Consider the following 16,283-nt stretch of genomic DNA (forward strand, 5'->3'; position numbering starts at 1 on the left):
TTGGTTTTGTATGATTTAAGCGATTTGCTCACAATTTATAATTTCAATTCCATTCCATCTTCAGCGATGTAAAATGCTCTGTTTTGAACAAGCTGTGCGAAGGCACTTGCTTGATCGTTGACAGGGTTCGTATGATTGAAATGCGTAAAGTAGATTTCGGTATGCTCTGCCAAGCCCTGCAGTCGATCCATTGTCTCCGTCATAACAGGATGGGGGATCTCTTTATAATTGCGTCCCATCTGTTCTATCTCTTCAATAGAATGAAAAGTACCGTCTAATAAACAAATGTCCGCTTTCTTGGCCATATCAAAAATGTCTCGATCCCACTCATCCCAACGGTCAATATCTGGGATATAGAGCAGCTTGCGTCTCGGTCCTTCAATCCAGAAGCCGAATGTCTCCGATAGCTCATTGCGATGAGGTACTTCAATCGGCGTGATGCGTACAGAAGAGGACAGCTGTTCCTGTCGCTCGTGCCCAATGCCGTTCAATTGAATATTATTCAGTTCCAATAACTGTGACCAAGGCGCATTCGTTTCAAGCATCTGTTTCATGTGATCCCCGCAGAAGACCGGAACTCCTTGTGCTCCGATGGCCTCTCTTCCCAGAAACATCAATCCGGGGTAGTGACCGATATGTGCATGGGTTAGCCAAATGCTGTTCATGATCTGACCTTGAAGATGGTATTTCATTTGAATGTTTGCCATCTGCTCGCGCATGTCCGGTGTTGCATCAACAAGATGCCATTGCTTCCGACCAGGCTCAATAATGGCTAAGGAAGCAGCGAACCTGCGCGTTCCATTCTGCATGGCGCTCATGCAATTCTGACAAAAGCAGTTCGGATGTGGCACGCCTGCATCCTGGGCTGTTCCGATAATATTGACGATGACTTCATTCATGACTCATTCCTCCTACTGCCGCATTCTGTTGCTGTTGGAACGAACGCGCCGGGTATTCCTTCTTCACGATCGTCCAACCCGTAATCCCATAAATAATATTGATAAGCGGAACCAGGAAGGCGAAGAAGATGTAAGGGATGAATTGTTCCGGGCTTACGCCGAGCATACTAGCTGCGAATACAGCAGGAACTCCCCATGGAACTAATGTAATGCCGACCGTACCAGCCGCCTCGACACATCTAGATAAATTTTTCGTATCTATATTCATGTCCTTGTAAGTTTGGACAAAGGTTCTCGTCGGCAATATAATCGCAAGGAACTGTGCTCCGCTAGCGAACGCGACAAGGAAGGTTGATGCAATCGTTGTCGCTATAAGTGAGCTTGGAGTCTTGATTCTAGCCACGATTGGCCGAACAAGAGCTTGGAAAATTTGAGTGCCCTCCAGCAATCCCCCAAGCGCAGTCGCGATCGTCAACAAACCGATCGTACCCAGCATGGAGAGAAGACCACCTCGATTCAACAAGGAATCGACCGCCTCTACTCCAGATTCCGCATGGAACCCGTTCGTCATTGTGTTAACCATCGATGTGATGGAATCTCCTTGTACCACGATGGAAATGACCCCACCAATGATGCCTACCAACAGTAGTGTCGGCAATGCCGGTAGTTTCTTGATCATTAGGAAAATCGTCAGTACCTGGCAGCAACAACAGCAGCGGGTGAATAATAAACGTATCTTGAATCCCATTCAATATCATATCGATATTAGCAGTATCCACCGAGCCTTGTACCGAGTGGGTACCGAACAGCGCGTAGAGCGCAACGGCGATGGTGAATGCAGGAATCGTATCCCAGAGCATATGCCGTACATGGCTGAATAAATCTGTTTCCGCCATGGCTGGTGCAATATTCGTTGTATCGGATAAGGGCGACAATTTATCGCCAAAGAATGCGCCGGATATTACCGCTCCCGCAATCAAGCCGGGAGAAGCCCATCCCTTCGCCGATGACCATGAACGCTAATCCAATCGTCGCGATCGAAGTGAAGGAGCTGCCAAGCGTAATTGCCACGATACCTGGTGACAACCGCAACTGCCGGAACAAAGAAAGAGGGATGAATAAAGGATAAGCCGTAGTAGATCATGGTCGGAATAACTCCGCTTGAGATCCACGTTCCGACGATCATCCCAATGACAAGCAAGATGAATATCGCAGGCAATGCTTTAGATACGCCGCTAACCATCATTTCTTCAAGTTCCTTCCAACTATATCCGCTCATCACCCCTACGAGAACGGTGACGATGATGCTAATGATTAAAGGGATAAACATGCCAGCCTTCCAAATGAAGATAGAGGCAGCACCTGCAGCAATAAGCGCCAAAATAGGCAAGAGCGCTAAGCCAATTGATACTTGTCGTTTCATGTTCGTTTCACTCCTTTATGTCGTAGTTGTAATGGTTCATGTTCATCAGTCGACTTGTTGAACAATCTCTATAAAATAAAAAAGAACCTCCATCCCCAAATAGGGACGGAAGTTCCGCGGTACCACCCTGATTAACAAAAAATAAGCTTTTGTTCACTCAATTATTTAACGGCATTGCCGGACGTTAGTCAGCTCCCTAATTGTAATTCACTGCATGCCCCGGCTTAGTTCGCACCAACCACCAAGTCTCTGATTTTCCGCTACAGACAGCTACTGTATTAGTTCAACACTTTTGCGATATTCACTTTTATACTTCCATGCTTTTTTGCTTTCTTGCGTTAAATGACATGATAGTCTTCCTAAAATTGTTTGTCAACATCCATTTGATGGAATCTGATCACAATCATTGAGCAATGGAATGCCATAGTTCTGTATGCCCGGTAGGTGTTCCCTTAAACATTCAATGTCTGGTTGTATCGTCTTAGGAGGTTCGGAGGGAGGGAGACGTTAGACGTCGTTTTTCTGGGACTGGTAAATAAATGTATATGGAAGGTAATGATTTATCTATTTGAATTCAAGGCTAAGTTTCTTACTGTTACAGTAGGCCATATTTTAGGCTGCTCAACAATGGTACGAGATCACGGGAAGGAGGTAGGGGGATCAAACTTAGCTTGTAAAGGTATACATGGTTGATGAGGTTTCTTGATGGATGCAAAGGATAGGGAGTAAAAGAAAGGGGCTAGCATGTATGAGAAGGAGTAAACGATGGTTATCTGTTGTTATAATTACAGTCATGCTATTCACACTTATTCCGGTTGCGCAAGCGAGGGAGGCAGCGCCGTTACAGGCGGGCAAGCAGGCCGGCGCAAATCAAGATAGTCGTGTAGTCCTGAATTCAGAGCAGATCACACAACCTGATGGTCAAGTGCCAGAAGATCAGGAAGGTGAGGTTCAGATCGATCCTGCAGACGAGGTTGCTCAAGATCCGGATCTGGCCATTCCCCCTACTGAGCAGGCTCTGGAAGCAGAGCCACAAAGCGTGACCACGGCGGTATATGAAGAGCCGTACAATTTGGCTCAAGGTCTCCCATATGAATGGTCGGAAGCGCCTGAAGCGGCTTATCCGGATGATAGTAATAAGTTGACGGATGGTAAATACGGGGAGCTAGACATTTCCGATCCAGCGTGGGTAGGACATTCTCAAGAAGAAGACACGCGAAGTCGTATTTGATCTCGGTGACCGGAAGTCGATCACGAAGATTAAGGCCAATTTCTTACAGGACTGGCCGAATAATAACGTACTAATGCCGTTGACGGTCTCGATGTATGTCTCCGACGATAAGCAGAACTGGGGGCTGCTCTCGCACTATGCTACCCAGACATTATGGAAGGACGGACAATACAAGGAGACCTATGAATGGGATGGAAGCAAGGATGGCATCAAGAGCATAGGTCCTGATGCGAAGATCGCTTATGCCCGTTATGTGAAGGTCATGTTCTCGATGCATACCAAGGCGATGAGCTTCGTGGATGAGATTGAAATTTGGGGTAACGATGGGCAAGTCACAGGTGCGGTAACCGTTCCGACGCAGCAGCCGGCATTTCTAGCTCCAGGTGAAGCGACAGCCGGGATTAAGCATCTTGGATTGCTCTATAATGGGTATTACAGCAATGATCTGGGAACCTGGAAGAAGGAGCGGATCATTCCGAACATCAGTTACGTTGATAAAGCCGGAGAGCCGACCGATTGGCTTTTTGACGGTGTTCTGTATCTGGGAACCTTCTCAGATCAAGGCCGTGGGTTTGGTGCAGGATCAGGTAACCCGTCTCTGAAAGAGGATTGGGAATGGTATTTGAATAAGACATTTGCTCCCGAAGGAGACATGTACCAGCTTAATGAAGCAACTAAGGAAGTTGGTGTCAAGCTGAACCAACCGAATCAGAAGGAGAAGGTTGTTCTGATGATCCCTTATCCGGATGAGGGAGTGACCAATTTCGGCGATGTGGACGGGGATAATAAATCCGAAAATTTTAAAGCGCTTACAGATCGTGCGAAGGCGGTTCAATGGTATTTGGATGAAGTAAAGCAAAGATGGGAAGCAGCGAAGTATTCTCACCTTGAGCTTGTAGGGATGTACTGGCTGGAAGAGCAGATCGGTGTTGATCAAAATGGACCAGGGCTGGTACGCTTAGCCAGCGATAAGGTTCATACGATGACTGTCTCTGGCAACAGCAATATGAAATTTTTCTGGATTCCTCATTTCCTGGCCTATAAGAGCTTTATGTGGAAGGATGTTGGGTTTGATGCCGTAGCCTTCCAGCCGAACTATTTCTTCGAGCCGATGGACTATGGCCGTCTGGAGGACGCGGCGAATATAGCGAAACGGTATGGAATGACCAATGAATTCGAGTTCGATGACCGGATGTTGACCGATGGGGTTTTCCGCGAACGGTATATCGATTACTTGAACAGTGGTGTTGAGACCGGTTTGATGACGGGTGGCCTTAACGCATACTACCAAGGAAATAACGCCGTATATAACAGTGCGGTGAGCACGGATCCAAGCAACAGGGTTCTATATGATTGGCTATACCAATATGTGAAGGGAACATACCAGGTTAATAATGCGGCACCTCCTGAGATAGACGTGTTGATGAATGGAGAGCCGTTCCAGAGCGGAATGGTCCTGCCGGATACAAAATCTGTTCAGTTTACGTGGAAGCTAAGAGAGGATGACGGACTGACTAAAGTAAATGCTCTGTTCGATGGGAAGGCTTATACCGCGGGAACAGTCTTACCTTTGTCTGGTAAGTTAGGGAAACATGAGTTGCTCATTACGGTAACCTCTGGCAAATCGGTTAAAACCTCATATGTAGTAGAAGCATCCACGAATGCAATGGGAATCAGAGCATACGTCGATCGGTTCGAACAAGAACAACAAATTACAGATACTACAGCGGCACACTCCTTAAATAACTACTTAGAAATGATGGCACGTTATGAAGGAAAGGACGCAGCACAAGTTACCAAGTATCTTAAAGGCTTCAACGCCAAGCTGGATCAATTTATGAAGGACGGGATGATGAAGACTGAGGCATACCGCACTTTAAAGGAGATCGTATATTACATCACAGGCAACTTGGCACAGGATAAAGCAGTTGAGGCATCGTCAACAGAGGGGGGCAATCCGAATTATGTGCCAGGCAAAGGCCGTTGATGGATTCCCGGCCTCAAGATGGGCCAGCGACTATGTGGACAATACCTGGTTCCAGGTCGACTTGGGCGAAACACAGGAGTTCGATACGATCCGGATCGATTGGGAATATGCCCGGGCCAAGACCTATAAGCTGCTTGTATCCGATGATAAGAAGACCTGGACTAATATCATGCCAAATGACGGAGTTATTACAGCGCAGGACGGTAAAGATACGGTGCAATTCTCCCCGGTAACTGCGAGATATATCAAATTCCAAGGGATTGAGCGGAATACGGATTATGGCTATTCCTTCTACGAGTTCGGAGTATATAAGCTCTCCGGAGACGTGGAGGTGCCAGCTATTGACGGCTTACAAGCCATAGTAGATGCTGCAGCGAGGAAGGTAACGATTGACGGGCTGCTAATGAATGGCGATGATCAGGCTACAGTAAGCTTGAAGGTGTTGGATCCGCAAGGCAAGGTTCATTATGAAGAGCAGAAGATAAGTACCGCAGAGGGGAAACTCCAATTCGTATTTACACTGAAGGGCCAATTGGAAGGAACCTATAAGGCTTATGTATCGACTGACGGCATGGTGACGCCTGCCAAAGTGAGCTTCGAATACAAGAAGGCAGATCCAGGAAATGGTAATGGCAATAACGGTAACAATGGCAATGGTGGGAACGGTGGCGGTTCCTCTGTTCCGACTTCTCCTTCAACCCCAGTACCTGTTGAGCTAAAGCCACAAGCCGATGGCTCGGTCAGAGCAGTAGTGAGCACGAAGCTGGATTCCGATGGGAAAACAGCGCTGGGCACGGTAAGTGAACAGGATCTGCAGAAAGCGATAGCCGAAGCGAAGCCGGATGCAGATGGTAAGCTAAATATTACGCTTGAGATGAACGGTACTAGCGATGCAGCGAATTATGCGCTGGATCTTCCGGCCTCCTTCTTCTCCGAGCATCCAAATCTGTTGATTAAGGTGATCACGCCAAAAGTGTCGATTGTTCTATCTGGGCAGATGTTCGACAAATCTACAGAACTGGGTAAGCAAATGCGATTGATTATTGGTGAAGGAAATCGCCAATTACTGAGTAGATCAGCGCAGGCTCAAGTCGGCAGCAGGCCTCTCATCCTGTTGGAAGTGAAGATGGACGGCAAGAGTATTGCCTGGAAGAATGAGAAGGCGCCAGTGTTAGTGACGATTCCGTATATTAGAGCTAATTCTGAGGCCGTTTTAGGCATTGGCATTCTGTCGATTAGTAACCAAGGTACGGCTAGCATCATTCCTGCAGCATCTTACTCCGATGTAAGCAAGAATATTCACTTCCAGACCAGTTATACCGGAACGTATGGAGTATTTTTCGAGCGGTCCACAGTGCAGTTCACCGATCTGGGCAAGTATGTATGGGCTCAGGAAGCTGTTGAACAATTGGCTGCGTTAGGGATTGTAAAGGGAACATCAGCCACAACATTTAGTCCGACAGAGCAGGTAAGCCGTGCAGACTTTATCGTTATGCTGGTGAGAGCATTGGATCTGAAGGCAGACGTAAGCAGCGCATTCTCCGATGTTCAAGCTCAAGATTATTATTATGACGCGGTCTCAATTGCAAAGCAGCTCGGAGTCGTCACGGGGGTGGATGGTGACAGGTTCGCTCCACAAGGGAAGATAACGAGACAAGACATGGTGGTCATGGCAGTCCGGGCGATCCAGGCTGCGAAAGGGCAGGGGATTTCGGGTAATCTAGCATCGCTGGAGGGCTTCAAGGATATAGATAAAGTATCCGATTATGCTGTGGAAAGTATCGCAGGGATGGTTGAGCTGGGACTGATTCAAGGAGATGGGGGAATGCTCCGACCACACAGCCAGACGACCCGTGCAGAAGCAGTTGTATTCTTGTATCGTTTGTTGAATAACTTGACGACAGTTCAATAAATAACAAAAGGACTTGGCATTCGCCAAGTCCTTTTTGTGTCAGATCATAAGTGCTAATATGCAAGTATATGTGTTCTATACAATGTCTAAGCCAATCTCATCTTGAAATCCTCATAGCCGAACTCGTGGACGACCTGGTAGTCGCCGTTCTTGTCGCAGAGGACGAGGGCTGGCAGCGGCATACCGTTGAAGGTGGTGTTCTTCACCATGGAGTAGATCGCCATATCGCCAAAGACAAGACGGTCTCCGCTCTTCAGCGGTTGATCGAACGAATAGTCGCCAATGTTGTCGCCCGAGAGACAGGTAGGCCCGCCAGCCGGTACGTATAAGGCTTCTCGCCGGGTTCCCCGGAGCCGAGCAGCGGCGGACGATAAGGCATTTCCAGCACGTCTGGCATATGGCAGGAAGCGGATGTATCCAGGATGGCGATATCCATTCCGTTCTGCATCGTATCGAGCACCGTAGTAACTAGGAAGCCGGCGTTCAGAGCCACAGCTTCTCCAGGCTCAATGTAGACCTCTAGGCCGTACTTCTCCTGCATCCGGCGGATGCATTGCTCCAGCAAGGGAATATTATAATCTTCCCTTGTAATGTGGTGCCCTCCGCCGAAGTTGATCCATTCCATTTGCGACAGCCAGGGTCCGAATTTCTCCTCTACCGCATCCAGCGTCGTCGCCAGATCATCGGAATCCTGCTGGCACAGCGTATGGAAGTGCAGACCAGAGATCCCCTCTAGCAGATCCGGGCGAAAATGCTCACGGGTCACGCCGAAACGGGAACCGACGGCACAAGGATTGTAAATGTCATGCCCAACCTGAGTCGAACACTCCGGATTGATACGCAGACCGAACTTCTTGCCGGCAGCCAGCACTTTATCACCGAACTTCTCTACTTGGGAGAAGGAGTTAAAGATAATATGATCGCAGAGCTCAATGATCTCGTCGATCTGATCTTCACGGTAAGCCGGGGCAAAGCAATGATTCTCCTTACCCATTTCCTCATGGCCTAACCGGGCCTCGTACAATCCGCTCGATGCCGTTCCACTCAAATAGCGTCCGATTAGCGGATAGGTCGTATACATCGAGAATGCCTTCTGCGCCAGGATGATCTTGGCGCCGGTGCGCTCCATAATACCGCCTAATATTTCAAGGTTCCGTTCCAATAGAGCTTCATCTACTACATAGCATGGGGTAGGCAGTTCCTCAAAGCGCATCTTAGCGAACTAGCTCCGTTTCCCGTTCTTTGACAGATGCTGCTTCGTCTTCTGGATAAGCATCAACAAGTTCAGGGTTGAAGCTCTCTTGCCATGGCAGTCCCCATTTGTTCAGTGCATCCATGAATGGATCTGGATCGAACTCTTCGATGTTGTAGACGCCCGCTTTGTTCCACTTGCCAGTCATCACCATCATAGCGCCGATCATGGCAGGAACGCCTGTTGTATAAGCAACGGCTTGGGAACCGACTTCTTTATAGCATTCTTCGTGGTTGCAGACGTTGTAGACATAGTACATCTTGTCTTTTCCATCCTTTTTGCCTCTGAAGATACAACCAATATTCGTCTTGCCCTTGGTGCGTGGACCGAGGGAAGAAGGATCCGGCAATACAGCCTTCAGGAACTGCAAAGGAATGATTTGCTTGCCTTCGAATTCAATCGGCTCGATCGAGGTCATGCCGACATTTTCAAGGCATTTCAGGTGAGTCAGGTAGCTCTGACCGAAGGTCATGAAGAAGCGGATGCGCTTGATGCCTGGAATGTTCAGGGCCAGCGATTCGATCTCTTCGTGGTGCAGCAGGTACATATCCTTCTCCCCGATTTCTGGGAAGTTGTATACGCGTTTGATCTCCATAGGTTCAGTCTCAACCCACGCGCCGTTTTCCCAGTAGCTGCCGTTCGCCGTTACTTCACGGATATTGATCTCAGGGTTGAAGTTAGTTGCGAACGGATACCCGTGGTCGCCAGCATTGCAGTCAAGAATATCGATATATTCAATTTCGTCAAAATGATGCTTCAAGGCATGAGCGGAGAATACGCCAGTTACGCCTGGATCGAAGCCGCTGCCCAGTAGGGCGGTAATTCCCGCTTGCTCAAAGCGCTCACGGTAGTCCCATTGCCATTTATATTCGAATTTCGCCGTATCTTCCGGCTCATAGTTAGCAGTATCCATGTAGTTGGTCTTGGTTGCTAGGCAAGCATCCATGATCGTCAAATCTTGATATGGCAGAGCCAAGTTCATCACGATATCTGGTTTAACTTCGTTGATCAGGGCGATCAGCTCGTCGACATTGTTAGCATCGACTTGAGCAGTCGTGATTTTTGTCTTGCCACCATCGAGTTTAGCTTTTAGTGCGTCACATTTGGATTTCGTACGACTTGCGATACAGATTTCTTCGAAGACCTCACTGTTCTGACAGCATTTATGGATAGTTACCGAAGCCACACCGCCACAACCGATAATAAGCGCTTTTCCCATTGTTCATTTCCCCTATCGTGAGTAATTTTTTTGTGGTCAACACGCAAAAAAAGCAAGTGAATACATGCGCTTAGCGCACACATCACTTGCTTTTGATATATCGATATTAAGTATATTCTCCAATAGAAATCGGACAAATATCATCATGCCATCGCAAAATACACACAAAAAAACAGCGAAGCACAAAGATCCCTTAATATTCAAATATATCCTGCTTGATCAGAGTCTATATAGCAAATAATCGCCTTTACCACTCTTATTGACCGTTTCACAAGTTGATGTGCATAATGCACTGGTTGTAAAGTAACCAACTTATAAAATTTGAGCTTTTAACTCAATCAATAAGGCAACGCAAGGTTGCCGATCGGCATTTGACCCGGCTGTCCGTATGGCCTTAACTCCCGGGAAGGAAGTGGTCAAAAAATTATCTGCTTGGAAAGACTCGCAAAATATATTGAATACTGACTTTCCAAATCGCTCCTTTATATTAGCAGGAACCTATTCATTCGGCAATATAAATTTTTAAATTTTTTTTAACTGTTTTTGGGAACCCCTGCAGGCAATGATGCGAAAGCTAATGTCTAATGAAACTACAGATCGCTATTTCCGTTAGACATCCAACCTTATAAATTCCTTAGAAATTGTTGTTACGATATCCGGGAAGGTGGATATGAGAACAATTCAATGGATTTATAGGGAGGAAGAAAATCAATGAAAGCAAGCAAACGATTTACTGGCATTGTGGCTGCAGGGATGGCCCTGACGATGCTGTTGTCGCCGATCAGTGCTTCAGCGGCCGGGCAACAGGATACGGGGTTTAAGGACAATTTTCGCGAGATCAAATCGGTAACGTCAGAGGATTATAGTGACCTGGAGTTTCTTAAACCGCTGTTGGAGGATAAGACGGTTGTGAGTCTGGGTGAGAATTTCCACCGCGTAGCGGAATACAGCAGTATGAAGACGAGATTGATTAAGTACTTGCATGAAGAACTAGATTTTGACGTCGTTATGTTCGAATCGGGACTGGGCGACTCCTTTATGGCGTATGAGAATGCAGACGCTTTAGGCTCCAAAGGAATGATGGAGGGCTCCATCTTCCCAATCTGGCACTCTAAGGAGACGCTGGAGCTGTTCGATTATATCAAAGAGCAGAAGAATACAGATCATCCTTTGTACCTTGCAGGCTACGATATGCAGTTCACATCGGCATACTTAACCCAGTTTATTGCAGGGTGGATTGCCAAGGTAGATGAGAAGCAAGGTAAGGATTACTTCAACTTCGAAATGCAGGCGATAACCGATTTCTACACGGTGATTAACCAATATGGCCTAGACTTCGACGACAATCCTCAAGCCAAGCAGGAGATTCAGAAAGTATTGAATGAATATGAACCGAAGTACAGAGCTCTCATTCAATTCATCCAAGATAATAAAGAGCATCTTGCGGCAGCATATCCGCAAAATACACAAATGGTTGATATTGCTCTGAAAACTTTGGAGGACCGGATCAGTTTCATCAAAATGGGATTGTACGGTACTAAGGAAACCTATGAATTCAGAGACCGCATCATGGCCGATAACGTGGAGTGGCTGATGCAGGTCATGTACCCAGGCAAGAAGGTGATTCTCTGGGCGCATAACGACCATTTGGCCAAGAATACATCGGGAATCATGACGAAGGAGCAGGGCAAATGGATCCACAGCTTCACTAGCATGGGAGAACTACTGCATAAAAAGTTTAAGGACAAGGGATATGTGATTGGCCTCTATATGAACAGCGGAAGAGCGAGCACGATCACAACGCAGCAGTTATTCGATATCAAGCCGATGCCGAAGGGCAGCCTGGAGCAGATCGTCATGAGCAGCGGTTATAAGATTGCCTTTGCTGATCTGTCTCAGCACAAGACGCCGGACAAGAGCAACTCCTGGATGTTCAGGATGAACTATGCCGCTGAGGATGGAATGACCTCGGAGATCATTGCCCCGAATGTGATGAGATTTATCCCGAGAGAACAGTACGACGGCATTATCGTCTTCGATCAAGTGAAGGAGCCTACAACGAAGTATTAATATTTGTTCCCCCTGAAGTGGCAGCGATGTTACATTTCAGGGGATTTTTGGCATGTGAGCATGTACAATGAACGGATAGATGTTGAAAGGATACATACGCATATGAGAGAAAAGATATTGATTGCCGACGATGAACGGGAAATTGTAGAATTCATGCGCGATGCGCTGGAGGATGAAGGTTATGAAATGCGGATCGCTTATGACGGTGAACAAGTGCTGGACCAGCTTAACGACCATGAACATCTTGATCTAATCATTCTAGATATTATGATGCCTCATCTGGACGGGCTCGAGGTGTGCCAAGTGATACGGGATCGAGTATCCTGCCCTATTCTGTTCTTAAGTGCTCGTTCTACCGAAGCGGATCGCATCCGAGGGCTGGCTGTTGGCGGTGACGATTATATCGTCAAGCCCTTCAGCATGCAGGAGCTGAAGGCGAGAATCAAGGCGCATCTTCGCCGCGAGCAGCGGAGTCATTTAGGATATCGGCCGAAGCTGCTGCATCACGGTAATCTGACCATCGATCTTGACAGCCTGCAGTTATTTTATAAGAACATTGCTATCCCCCTAACCAGTCGGGAATTCGAATTGTTCCAGCTTCTCTTCATGCATCCAAACCAAGTATTCTCCCGCGAGCAAATGTATGAGAAGATTTGGGGCTATGATGCCGAGGGGACTCGGCTGCAGTGACAGAGCATATCAAGAATATCCGCGCCAAGCTGGCGGGGGTGGCACCCGAGCAGACATTTGTGACAACGGTATGGGGGGTAGGATACAAATTCGACAGACAGTAAAGACAAGTAAAAGGCCGCTGAGCAGGCAGTTTATGAGCGCGTTTGTACTTGTCCTATTTTTTAGCTTCCTATGCTCACTGGTAGTATGGGGGTTACACTCTATTTTCTGATCAATCAGACGGGTAAGGGAGTTCTTCCAGCTAATCATTACGAGCAGCAAATCCCGAAGATTCTAGACTATGCGGCTAAACAACAGGAGGCTTTGCTGTCTCCTCAGATGCAGGATGAGCTGGAGAAGGTGATTCCACTACAGGGCATACAATATCAAGTTATCGATCTCCAGGGACGGATTATTTACGGATGGAAGGGAGAGAGCTACGTCAACGGTCCGGAGGACTTGATCGGGAAGCTGAACAGGACAGATGGTTATAATGGCAGGTACGTTAAGTTCAATCCTATTCTTGATGGGCAAAAACGGCTGAAGGGAATGCTCTTGCTCCGCTATAGCCTTAATGTGGCTGCAAATAATCCAGGAAACGGGATGATCGTTAGTCTCGTACTTGGCAGCTTGACTGCCCCGTTCGGTTTTATCATCCTGTTCTCGGCGATCTTCGCCAGAAGATTAGGCAGGCGGCTTGAACCGTCGATTACGCGGATTATTGGGGGAGCCCAGCGAATTCAGCAGAATGATCTTAATTTCTCAGTCGCTGGAGAGGGCGGATCGAAGGAACTGACCGAGCTCTCGATTGCCTTTGAAGAGATGCGCAGTGCCTTGGAGCAGTCCCTGAAACGGGAATGGCGGCTGGAGCAGGAGAGACGCGATATGATCTCGGCAATTGCCCATGATCTACGGACACCGCTGACGATTATCCAAGGACATGCGGATAACCTGATTGAGAACGGTGCACGCCACCCTGAGCGACTAGAGAGATACCTGCTGACCATTCGGAACAGCACCCAGCGGGCCGATAGGATGCTGACCGAGCTATTGTTCCTGAACCGGATCGACACGCCTGATTTCATCCTTCAGTATATGCCGACGGATTTGGCCGCCTTCTGTGAACGGAAGAGACAGGAATTCGATCTATTATGCCAGGAAAAAGGGGTTAGGCTTCGTTACTCGGAGGAACATTGGAATTGCAATGCAGAGCATATACCGCTTCTCGACACTGCGCGAATAGAGCAAGTTATCGATAACGTGATGACGAACGGCTTGAGATTTACACCGGCGGGTGGAGAAATAGAGTGGTCGATTTATGTAGATGATCAACAGATTACTTTTGAATTGAAGGATACGGGGCCAGGCTTTAGTGATCAAGATCTACGTTGTATGTTTGATAGATTTTATTCCGGGGATGCGTCCAGATCTCAGGATCAGGGCCAAGGTCACTCTGGACTAGGATTGTATACGGCGAAGCTGTTAGTGGAGAAGCATGGCGGAAGGATCAGGGCCGGGAATCGTCCTGAAGGCGGTGCCTGGGTGAGCATCACTGTGCCTTATGAATGTGCAACTCGCGAAGCATACGAGGAGAGCGAGGAGCAATCTCCTGCATGAGAGCACAGAATTCTGTAACCAACTTGCTTGTCACTTATCTTGCGGTCAAAAATGTCCGTTAGAGCAAGAAAAGAACCACTTCTCCCTTCTAACGGACACTTTTGACCATTAGAAGCAAAAAATATGATTCTCCACGACATTTCTCCGTGTAACGGACATAATTGTCCGTTACACGTTCAGAGTATCAAAGGATCAACGCTAACGGCCAAAAATGACCGTTAGCTCAGGTCAATATATGGACCTACCAACCTAATGGCACGCAAAAGGGGCATCTCCAAAGTCGGAAAATCTACTTTGGGATAGCCCCTTTGACTATCATTCAGCTGTTATCAGTTGTTCAGTTGTCCTACCCGTTATTTCTCTCTAACAACTCCTCGATTCGTCTATCTGGCACGAACCAAATGATAGCAACGAGGATGATGAAGAAACCAGATACCCACGGGCTCAGATACGCCGTCACGACCGTAAGGAGGTAGAGAATTGGGGAAAGCTTGGCCTTCCATCCTCTTCCTATAGTGTGGAAATGAGAGTTCTTTGGGTGTTGGTTGATAATTGACCGTTGAAGCAGCCAGTACGACATGGATGCGAGGGTTAGGATGATGCCGTACAATGCCATCGGAGTAGGGGCAAAATGGCTCTCCCCCATCCAGGCGGTGGTGAACGGAACCAGGGATAACCAGAAAAGCAGCAGGTTGAGCCACATCAATCGGCCGTTCATCGTCCGGATCATGTGCAGCAGATGGTGATGATTATTCCAGTAAATGCCGACATACACGAAACTGAAGATGTAGCTGAGAACCTTGGGGAAAAGATAGGTAAGTGATTTCCAATCATGGCCTTCAGGCAACTTGAATTCCAGAACCATAATGGTAATGATAATGGCCAGTACGCCGTCGCTGAACGCTTCCATTCGATTTGCTTTCATAAGGAACCCTCTTTCCGCGACTTGTATTATTTTCCTTATAGTAATATTTCTTGATCGACATAAATACATGCAAAATTTATGCATAGGCCGCAGGATTAGGATGGGTTATGCCTCCGCGATCTCCAATTTCGTGCCAGCCTTCTTGAACTTCGCTTGGTAACTCCGGTCCACATTTGCGTCCGTCACGATGGTGCCGATTCGCTCCAGCGGTGCGATGGAGACGATGACATCTTTGCCGAATTTGGTGCTATCGGCGGCAACGTATACTTCGCTAGCGAGCTCAATCATCTTTTTACGTGTGACAGCTTCCTCCATGTTATAGTCCGAGATTCCTCTCTCGATGGTGATGCCACTGCAGCAGATGAATGCCTTACGGATATTCAACTCGTGAAAATTGAAGATATAGTCGTAGGCTACTACGGACTGTTCTTCCTTTCGAATTTTCCCTCCGATGATGATGAGATCAACTTCACTATGAATAAGCTCTTGGATGACCGGGATCGAGCTCGTGATAACCGTGAGCTTCTTTCTATTCTTTAAGTACCTAGCTATTTGGTAAGTCGTGGACCCACTATCAATATAGATACAGTCGCCATCCTCAATGAATTCACAGCATTTACGGGCAATCTGTTCCTTCTCCTCTAGATGATTGATCATCCGCTCATCCATCGAGGATTCTCCGAACCGTCCCGCTAGCTTGATGCCGCCGTATATTTTCTCGATCTTCCCTTGCTTGGTTAGCAGATTGATATCCCTTCGAAGGGTGTCGATCGATATATCCAGTTCTTCGGTCAGATCATTGATCTTGAGCACTCCTCTGACGGTTAATAGATCAAGCATTTTCTTTTGCCTCTCTAATGGTAGCATCTCTCTCACCCACTAATTTTTACTTGATAGAAGCAATTTCAGTGTATCACTAGCTAATCAAGATTCAATAGAGTTTACAAAGATCGACATGTTCAGGCACTAATATGGGCTAAAGTTATGCAAAAGTGATGAATCACTTATGCAAGATTTACTCAAATTTTACATAGTCGCTTATTCCGGATGACATACGGTTTCTATACTGAGAGTGT

At 47.2% G+C, this 16,283-nt stretch carries 12 protein-coding genes, 2 pseudogenes and 1 other annotated feature; of the genes and pseudogenes, 6 read left to right on the forward strand and 8 right to left on the reverse strand.

Annotation, left to right across the window (positions count from 1 at the left end):
* Positions 1-35: 35 nt before the first annotated feature.
* The 4 genes from RE628_RS01095 to RE628_RS01110 are packed head-to-tail and all read right to left on the reverse strand — an operon-like array spanning position 36 to position 2,322.
* The gene (locus RE628_RS01095) at positions 36-899 is read right to left on the reverse strand and encodes an MBL fold metallo-hydrolase (RefSeq protein ID WP_309157016.1); all 864 of its coding nucleotides are present in this window, start codon (positions 897-899) and stop codon (positions 36-38) included.
* Positions 892-1,578, reverse strand: a complete 687-nt coding sequence (locus RE628_RS01100) for a Na+/H+ antiporter NhaC family protein (protein ID WP_309157017.1) — start codon at positions 1,576-1,578, stop codon at positions 892-894. The genes RE628_RS01095 and RE628_RS01100 overlap by 8 nt, the downstream gene beginning before the upstream one ends.
* On the reverse strand, positions 1,475-1,879 hold the full coding sequence (locus RE628_RS01105; RefSeq protein WP_309157018.1) for a Na+/H+ antiporter NhaC family protein: 405 nt from the start codon (positions 1,877-1,879) through the stop codon (positions 1,475-1,477). The genes RE628_RS01100 and RE628_RS01105 overlap by 104 nt, the downstream gene beginning before the upstream one ends.
* Positions 1,876-2,322 carry a hypothetical protein gene (locus RE628_RS01110; RefSeq protein WP_309157019.1) on the reverse strand — a complete coding sequence of 149 codons (447 nt, stop codon included), beginning with the start codon at positions 2,320-2,322 and terminating at the stop codon, positions 1,876-1,878. The genes RE628_RS01105 and RE628_RS01110 overlap by 4 nt, the downstream gene beginning before the upstream one ends.
* A 98-nt stretch (positions 2,323-2,420) precedes the next feature.
* Positions 2,421-2,618, reverse strand: a binding site (T-box leader).
* A gap of 452 nt (positions 2,619-3,070) precedes the next feature.
* Between RE628_RS01110 and RE628_RS01115 the strand changes: the two genes are divergently transcribed.
* The 3 genes from RE628_RS01115 (at position 3,071) to RE628_RS01125 (ending at position 7,452) form a co-directional block, all read left to right on the forward strand.
* On the forward strand, positions 3,071-3,553 hold the full coding sequence (locus RE628_RS01115) for a hypothetical protein (protein ID WP_309157020.1): 483 nt from the start codon (positions 3,071-3,073) through the stop codon (positions 3,551-3,553).
* A gap of 73 nt (positions 3,554-3,626) precedes the next feature.
* A complete protein-coding gene (locus RE628_RS01120; protein ID WP_309157021.1) occupies positions 3,627-5,540 on the forward strand; it encodes a DUF4855 domain-containing protein in 1,914 nt (637 codons plus the stop codon).
* Positions 5,518-7,452, forward strand: a complete 1,935-nt coding sequence (locus RE628_RS01125; protein ID WP_309157022.1) for an S-layer homology domain-containing protein — start codon at positions 5,518-5,520, stop codon at positions 7,450-7,452. The genes RE628_RS01120 and RE628_RS01125 overlap by 23 nt, the downstream gene beginning before the upstream one ends.
* Before the next feature lie 86 nt (positions 7,453-7,538).
* Here the strand turns inward: RE628_RS01125 and nspC are convergent.
* Together nspC and RE628_RS01135 are read right to left on the reverse strand one after the other, a co-directional pair.
* Positions 7,539-8,665 (reverse strand): annotated as a pseudogene (nspC, locus tag RE628_RS01130) (carboxynorspermidine decarboxylase).
* A gap of 1 nt (position 8,666) precedes the next feature.
* A complete protein-coding gene (locus tag RE628_RS01135) occupies positions 8,667-9,923 on the reverse strand; it encodes a saccharopine dehydrogenase family protein (protein WP_309157023.1) in 1,257 nt (418 codons plus the stop codon).
* Between the two features lie 711 nt (positions 9,924-10,634).
* Here RE628_RS01135 and RE628_RS01140 point away from each other — a divergent pair.
* The 3 genes and pseudogenes from RE628_RS01140 to RE628_RS01150 all read left to right on the forward strand — a co-directional run bounded on the left by RE628_RS01140 (position 10,635) and on the right by RE628_RS01150 (position 14,282).
* Positions 10,635-11,993: an erythromycin esterase family protein gene (locus tag RE628_RS01140; protein WP_309157024.1), complete on the forward strand. Its 1,359-nt coding sequence runs from the start codon at positions 10,635-10,637 to the stop codon at positions 11,991-11,993.
* Positions 11,994-12,095: 102 nt separating this feature from the next.
* A pseudogene (locus tag RE628_RS01145) lies at positions 12,096-12,787 on the forward strand (response regulator transcription factor).
* 70 nt (positions 12,788-12,857) lie between these two features.
* Positions 12,858-14,282, forward strand: coding sequence for a sensor histidine kinase (locus tag RE628_RS01150; protein ID WP_309157025.1), 1,425 nt, complete (start codon positions 12,858-12,860; stop codon positions 14,280-14,282).
* 346 nt (positions 14,283-14,628) lie between these two features.
* Here the strand turns inward: RE628_RS01150 and RE628_RS01155 are convergent, their stop codons facing one another.
* Both RE628_RS01155 and RE628_RS01160 read right to left on the reverse strand, forming a co-directional pair.
* Positions 14,629-15,207 carry a TMEM175 family protein gene (locus tag RE628_RS01155; protein ID WP_309157026.1) on the reverse strand — a complete coding sequence of 193 codons (579 nt, stop codon included), beginning with the start codon at positions 15,205-15,207 and terminating at the stop codon, positions 14,629-14,631.
* Positions 15,208-15,312: 105 nt separating this feature from the next.
* On the reverse strand, positions 15,313-16,047 hold the full coding sequence (locus tag RE628_RS01160; RefSeq protein ID WP_309157027.1) for a DeoR/GlpR family DNA-binding transcription regulator: 735 nt from the start codon (positions 16,045-16,047) through the stop codon (positions 15,313-15,315).
* Positions 16,048-16,283: the final 236 nt, after the last annotated feature.

It is taken from the genome of Paenibacillus sp. D2_2, assembly GCF_031199965.1.
Taxonomy (GTDB): Bacteria; Bacillota; Bacilli; order Paenibacillales; family Paenibacillaceae; genus Fontibacillus.

What these genes read in the sequence shown, in the direction of transcription:
- RE628_RS01095 (WP_309157016.1), bottom strand. Translation starts at nt 899, where the DNA reads ATGAATGAAGTCATCGTCAATATTATCGGAACAGCCCAGGATGCAGGC.
- RE628_RS01100 (WP_309157017.1), bottom strand. Translation starts at nt 1,578, where the DNA reads ATGATCAAGAAACTACCGGCATTGCCGACACTACTGTTGGTAGGCATC.
- RE628_RS01110 (WP_309157019.1), bottom strand. Translation starts at nt 2,322, where the DNA reads ATGAAACGACAAGTATCAATTGGCTTAGCGCTCTTGCCTATTTTGGCG.
- RE628_RS01115 (WP_309157020.1), top strand. Translation starts at nt 3,071, where the DNA reads ATGAGAAGGAGTAAACGATGGTTATCTGTTGTTATAATTACAGTCATG.
- RE628_RS01120 (WP_309157021.1), top strand. Translation starts at nt 3,627, where the DNA reads ATGCCGTTGACGGTCTCGATGTATGTCTCCGACGATAAGCAGAACTGG.
- RE628_RS01125 (WP_309157022.1), top strand. Translation starts at nt 5,518, where the DNA reads ATGTGCCAGGCAAAGGCCGTTGATGGATTCCCGGCCTCAAGATGGGCC.
- RE628_RS01135 (WP_309157023.1), bottom strand. Translation starts at nt 9,923, where the DNA reads ATGGGAAAAGCGCTTATTATCGGTTGTGGCGGTGTGGCTTCGGTAACT.
- RE628_RS01140 (WP_309157024.1), top strand. Translation starts at nt 10,635, where the DNA reads ATGAAAGCAAGCAAACGATTTACTGGCATTGTGGCTGCAGGGATGGCC.
- RE628_RS01150 (WP_309157025.1), top strand. Translation starts at nt 12,858, where the DNA reads ATGCTCACTGGTAGTATGGGGGTTACACTCTATTTTCTGATCAATCAG.
- RE628_RS01155 (WP_309157026.1), bottom strand. Translation starts at nt 15,207, where the DNA reads ATGAAAGCAAATCGAATGGAAGCGTTCAGCGACGGCGTACTGGCCATT.
- RE628_RS01160 (WP_309157027.1), bottom strand. Translation starts at nt 16,047, where the DNA reads ATGCTTGATCTATTAACCGTCAGAGGAGTGCTCAAGATCAATGATCTG.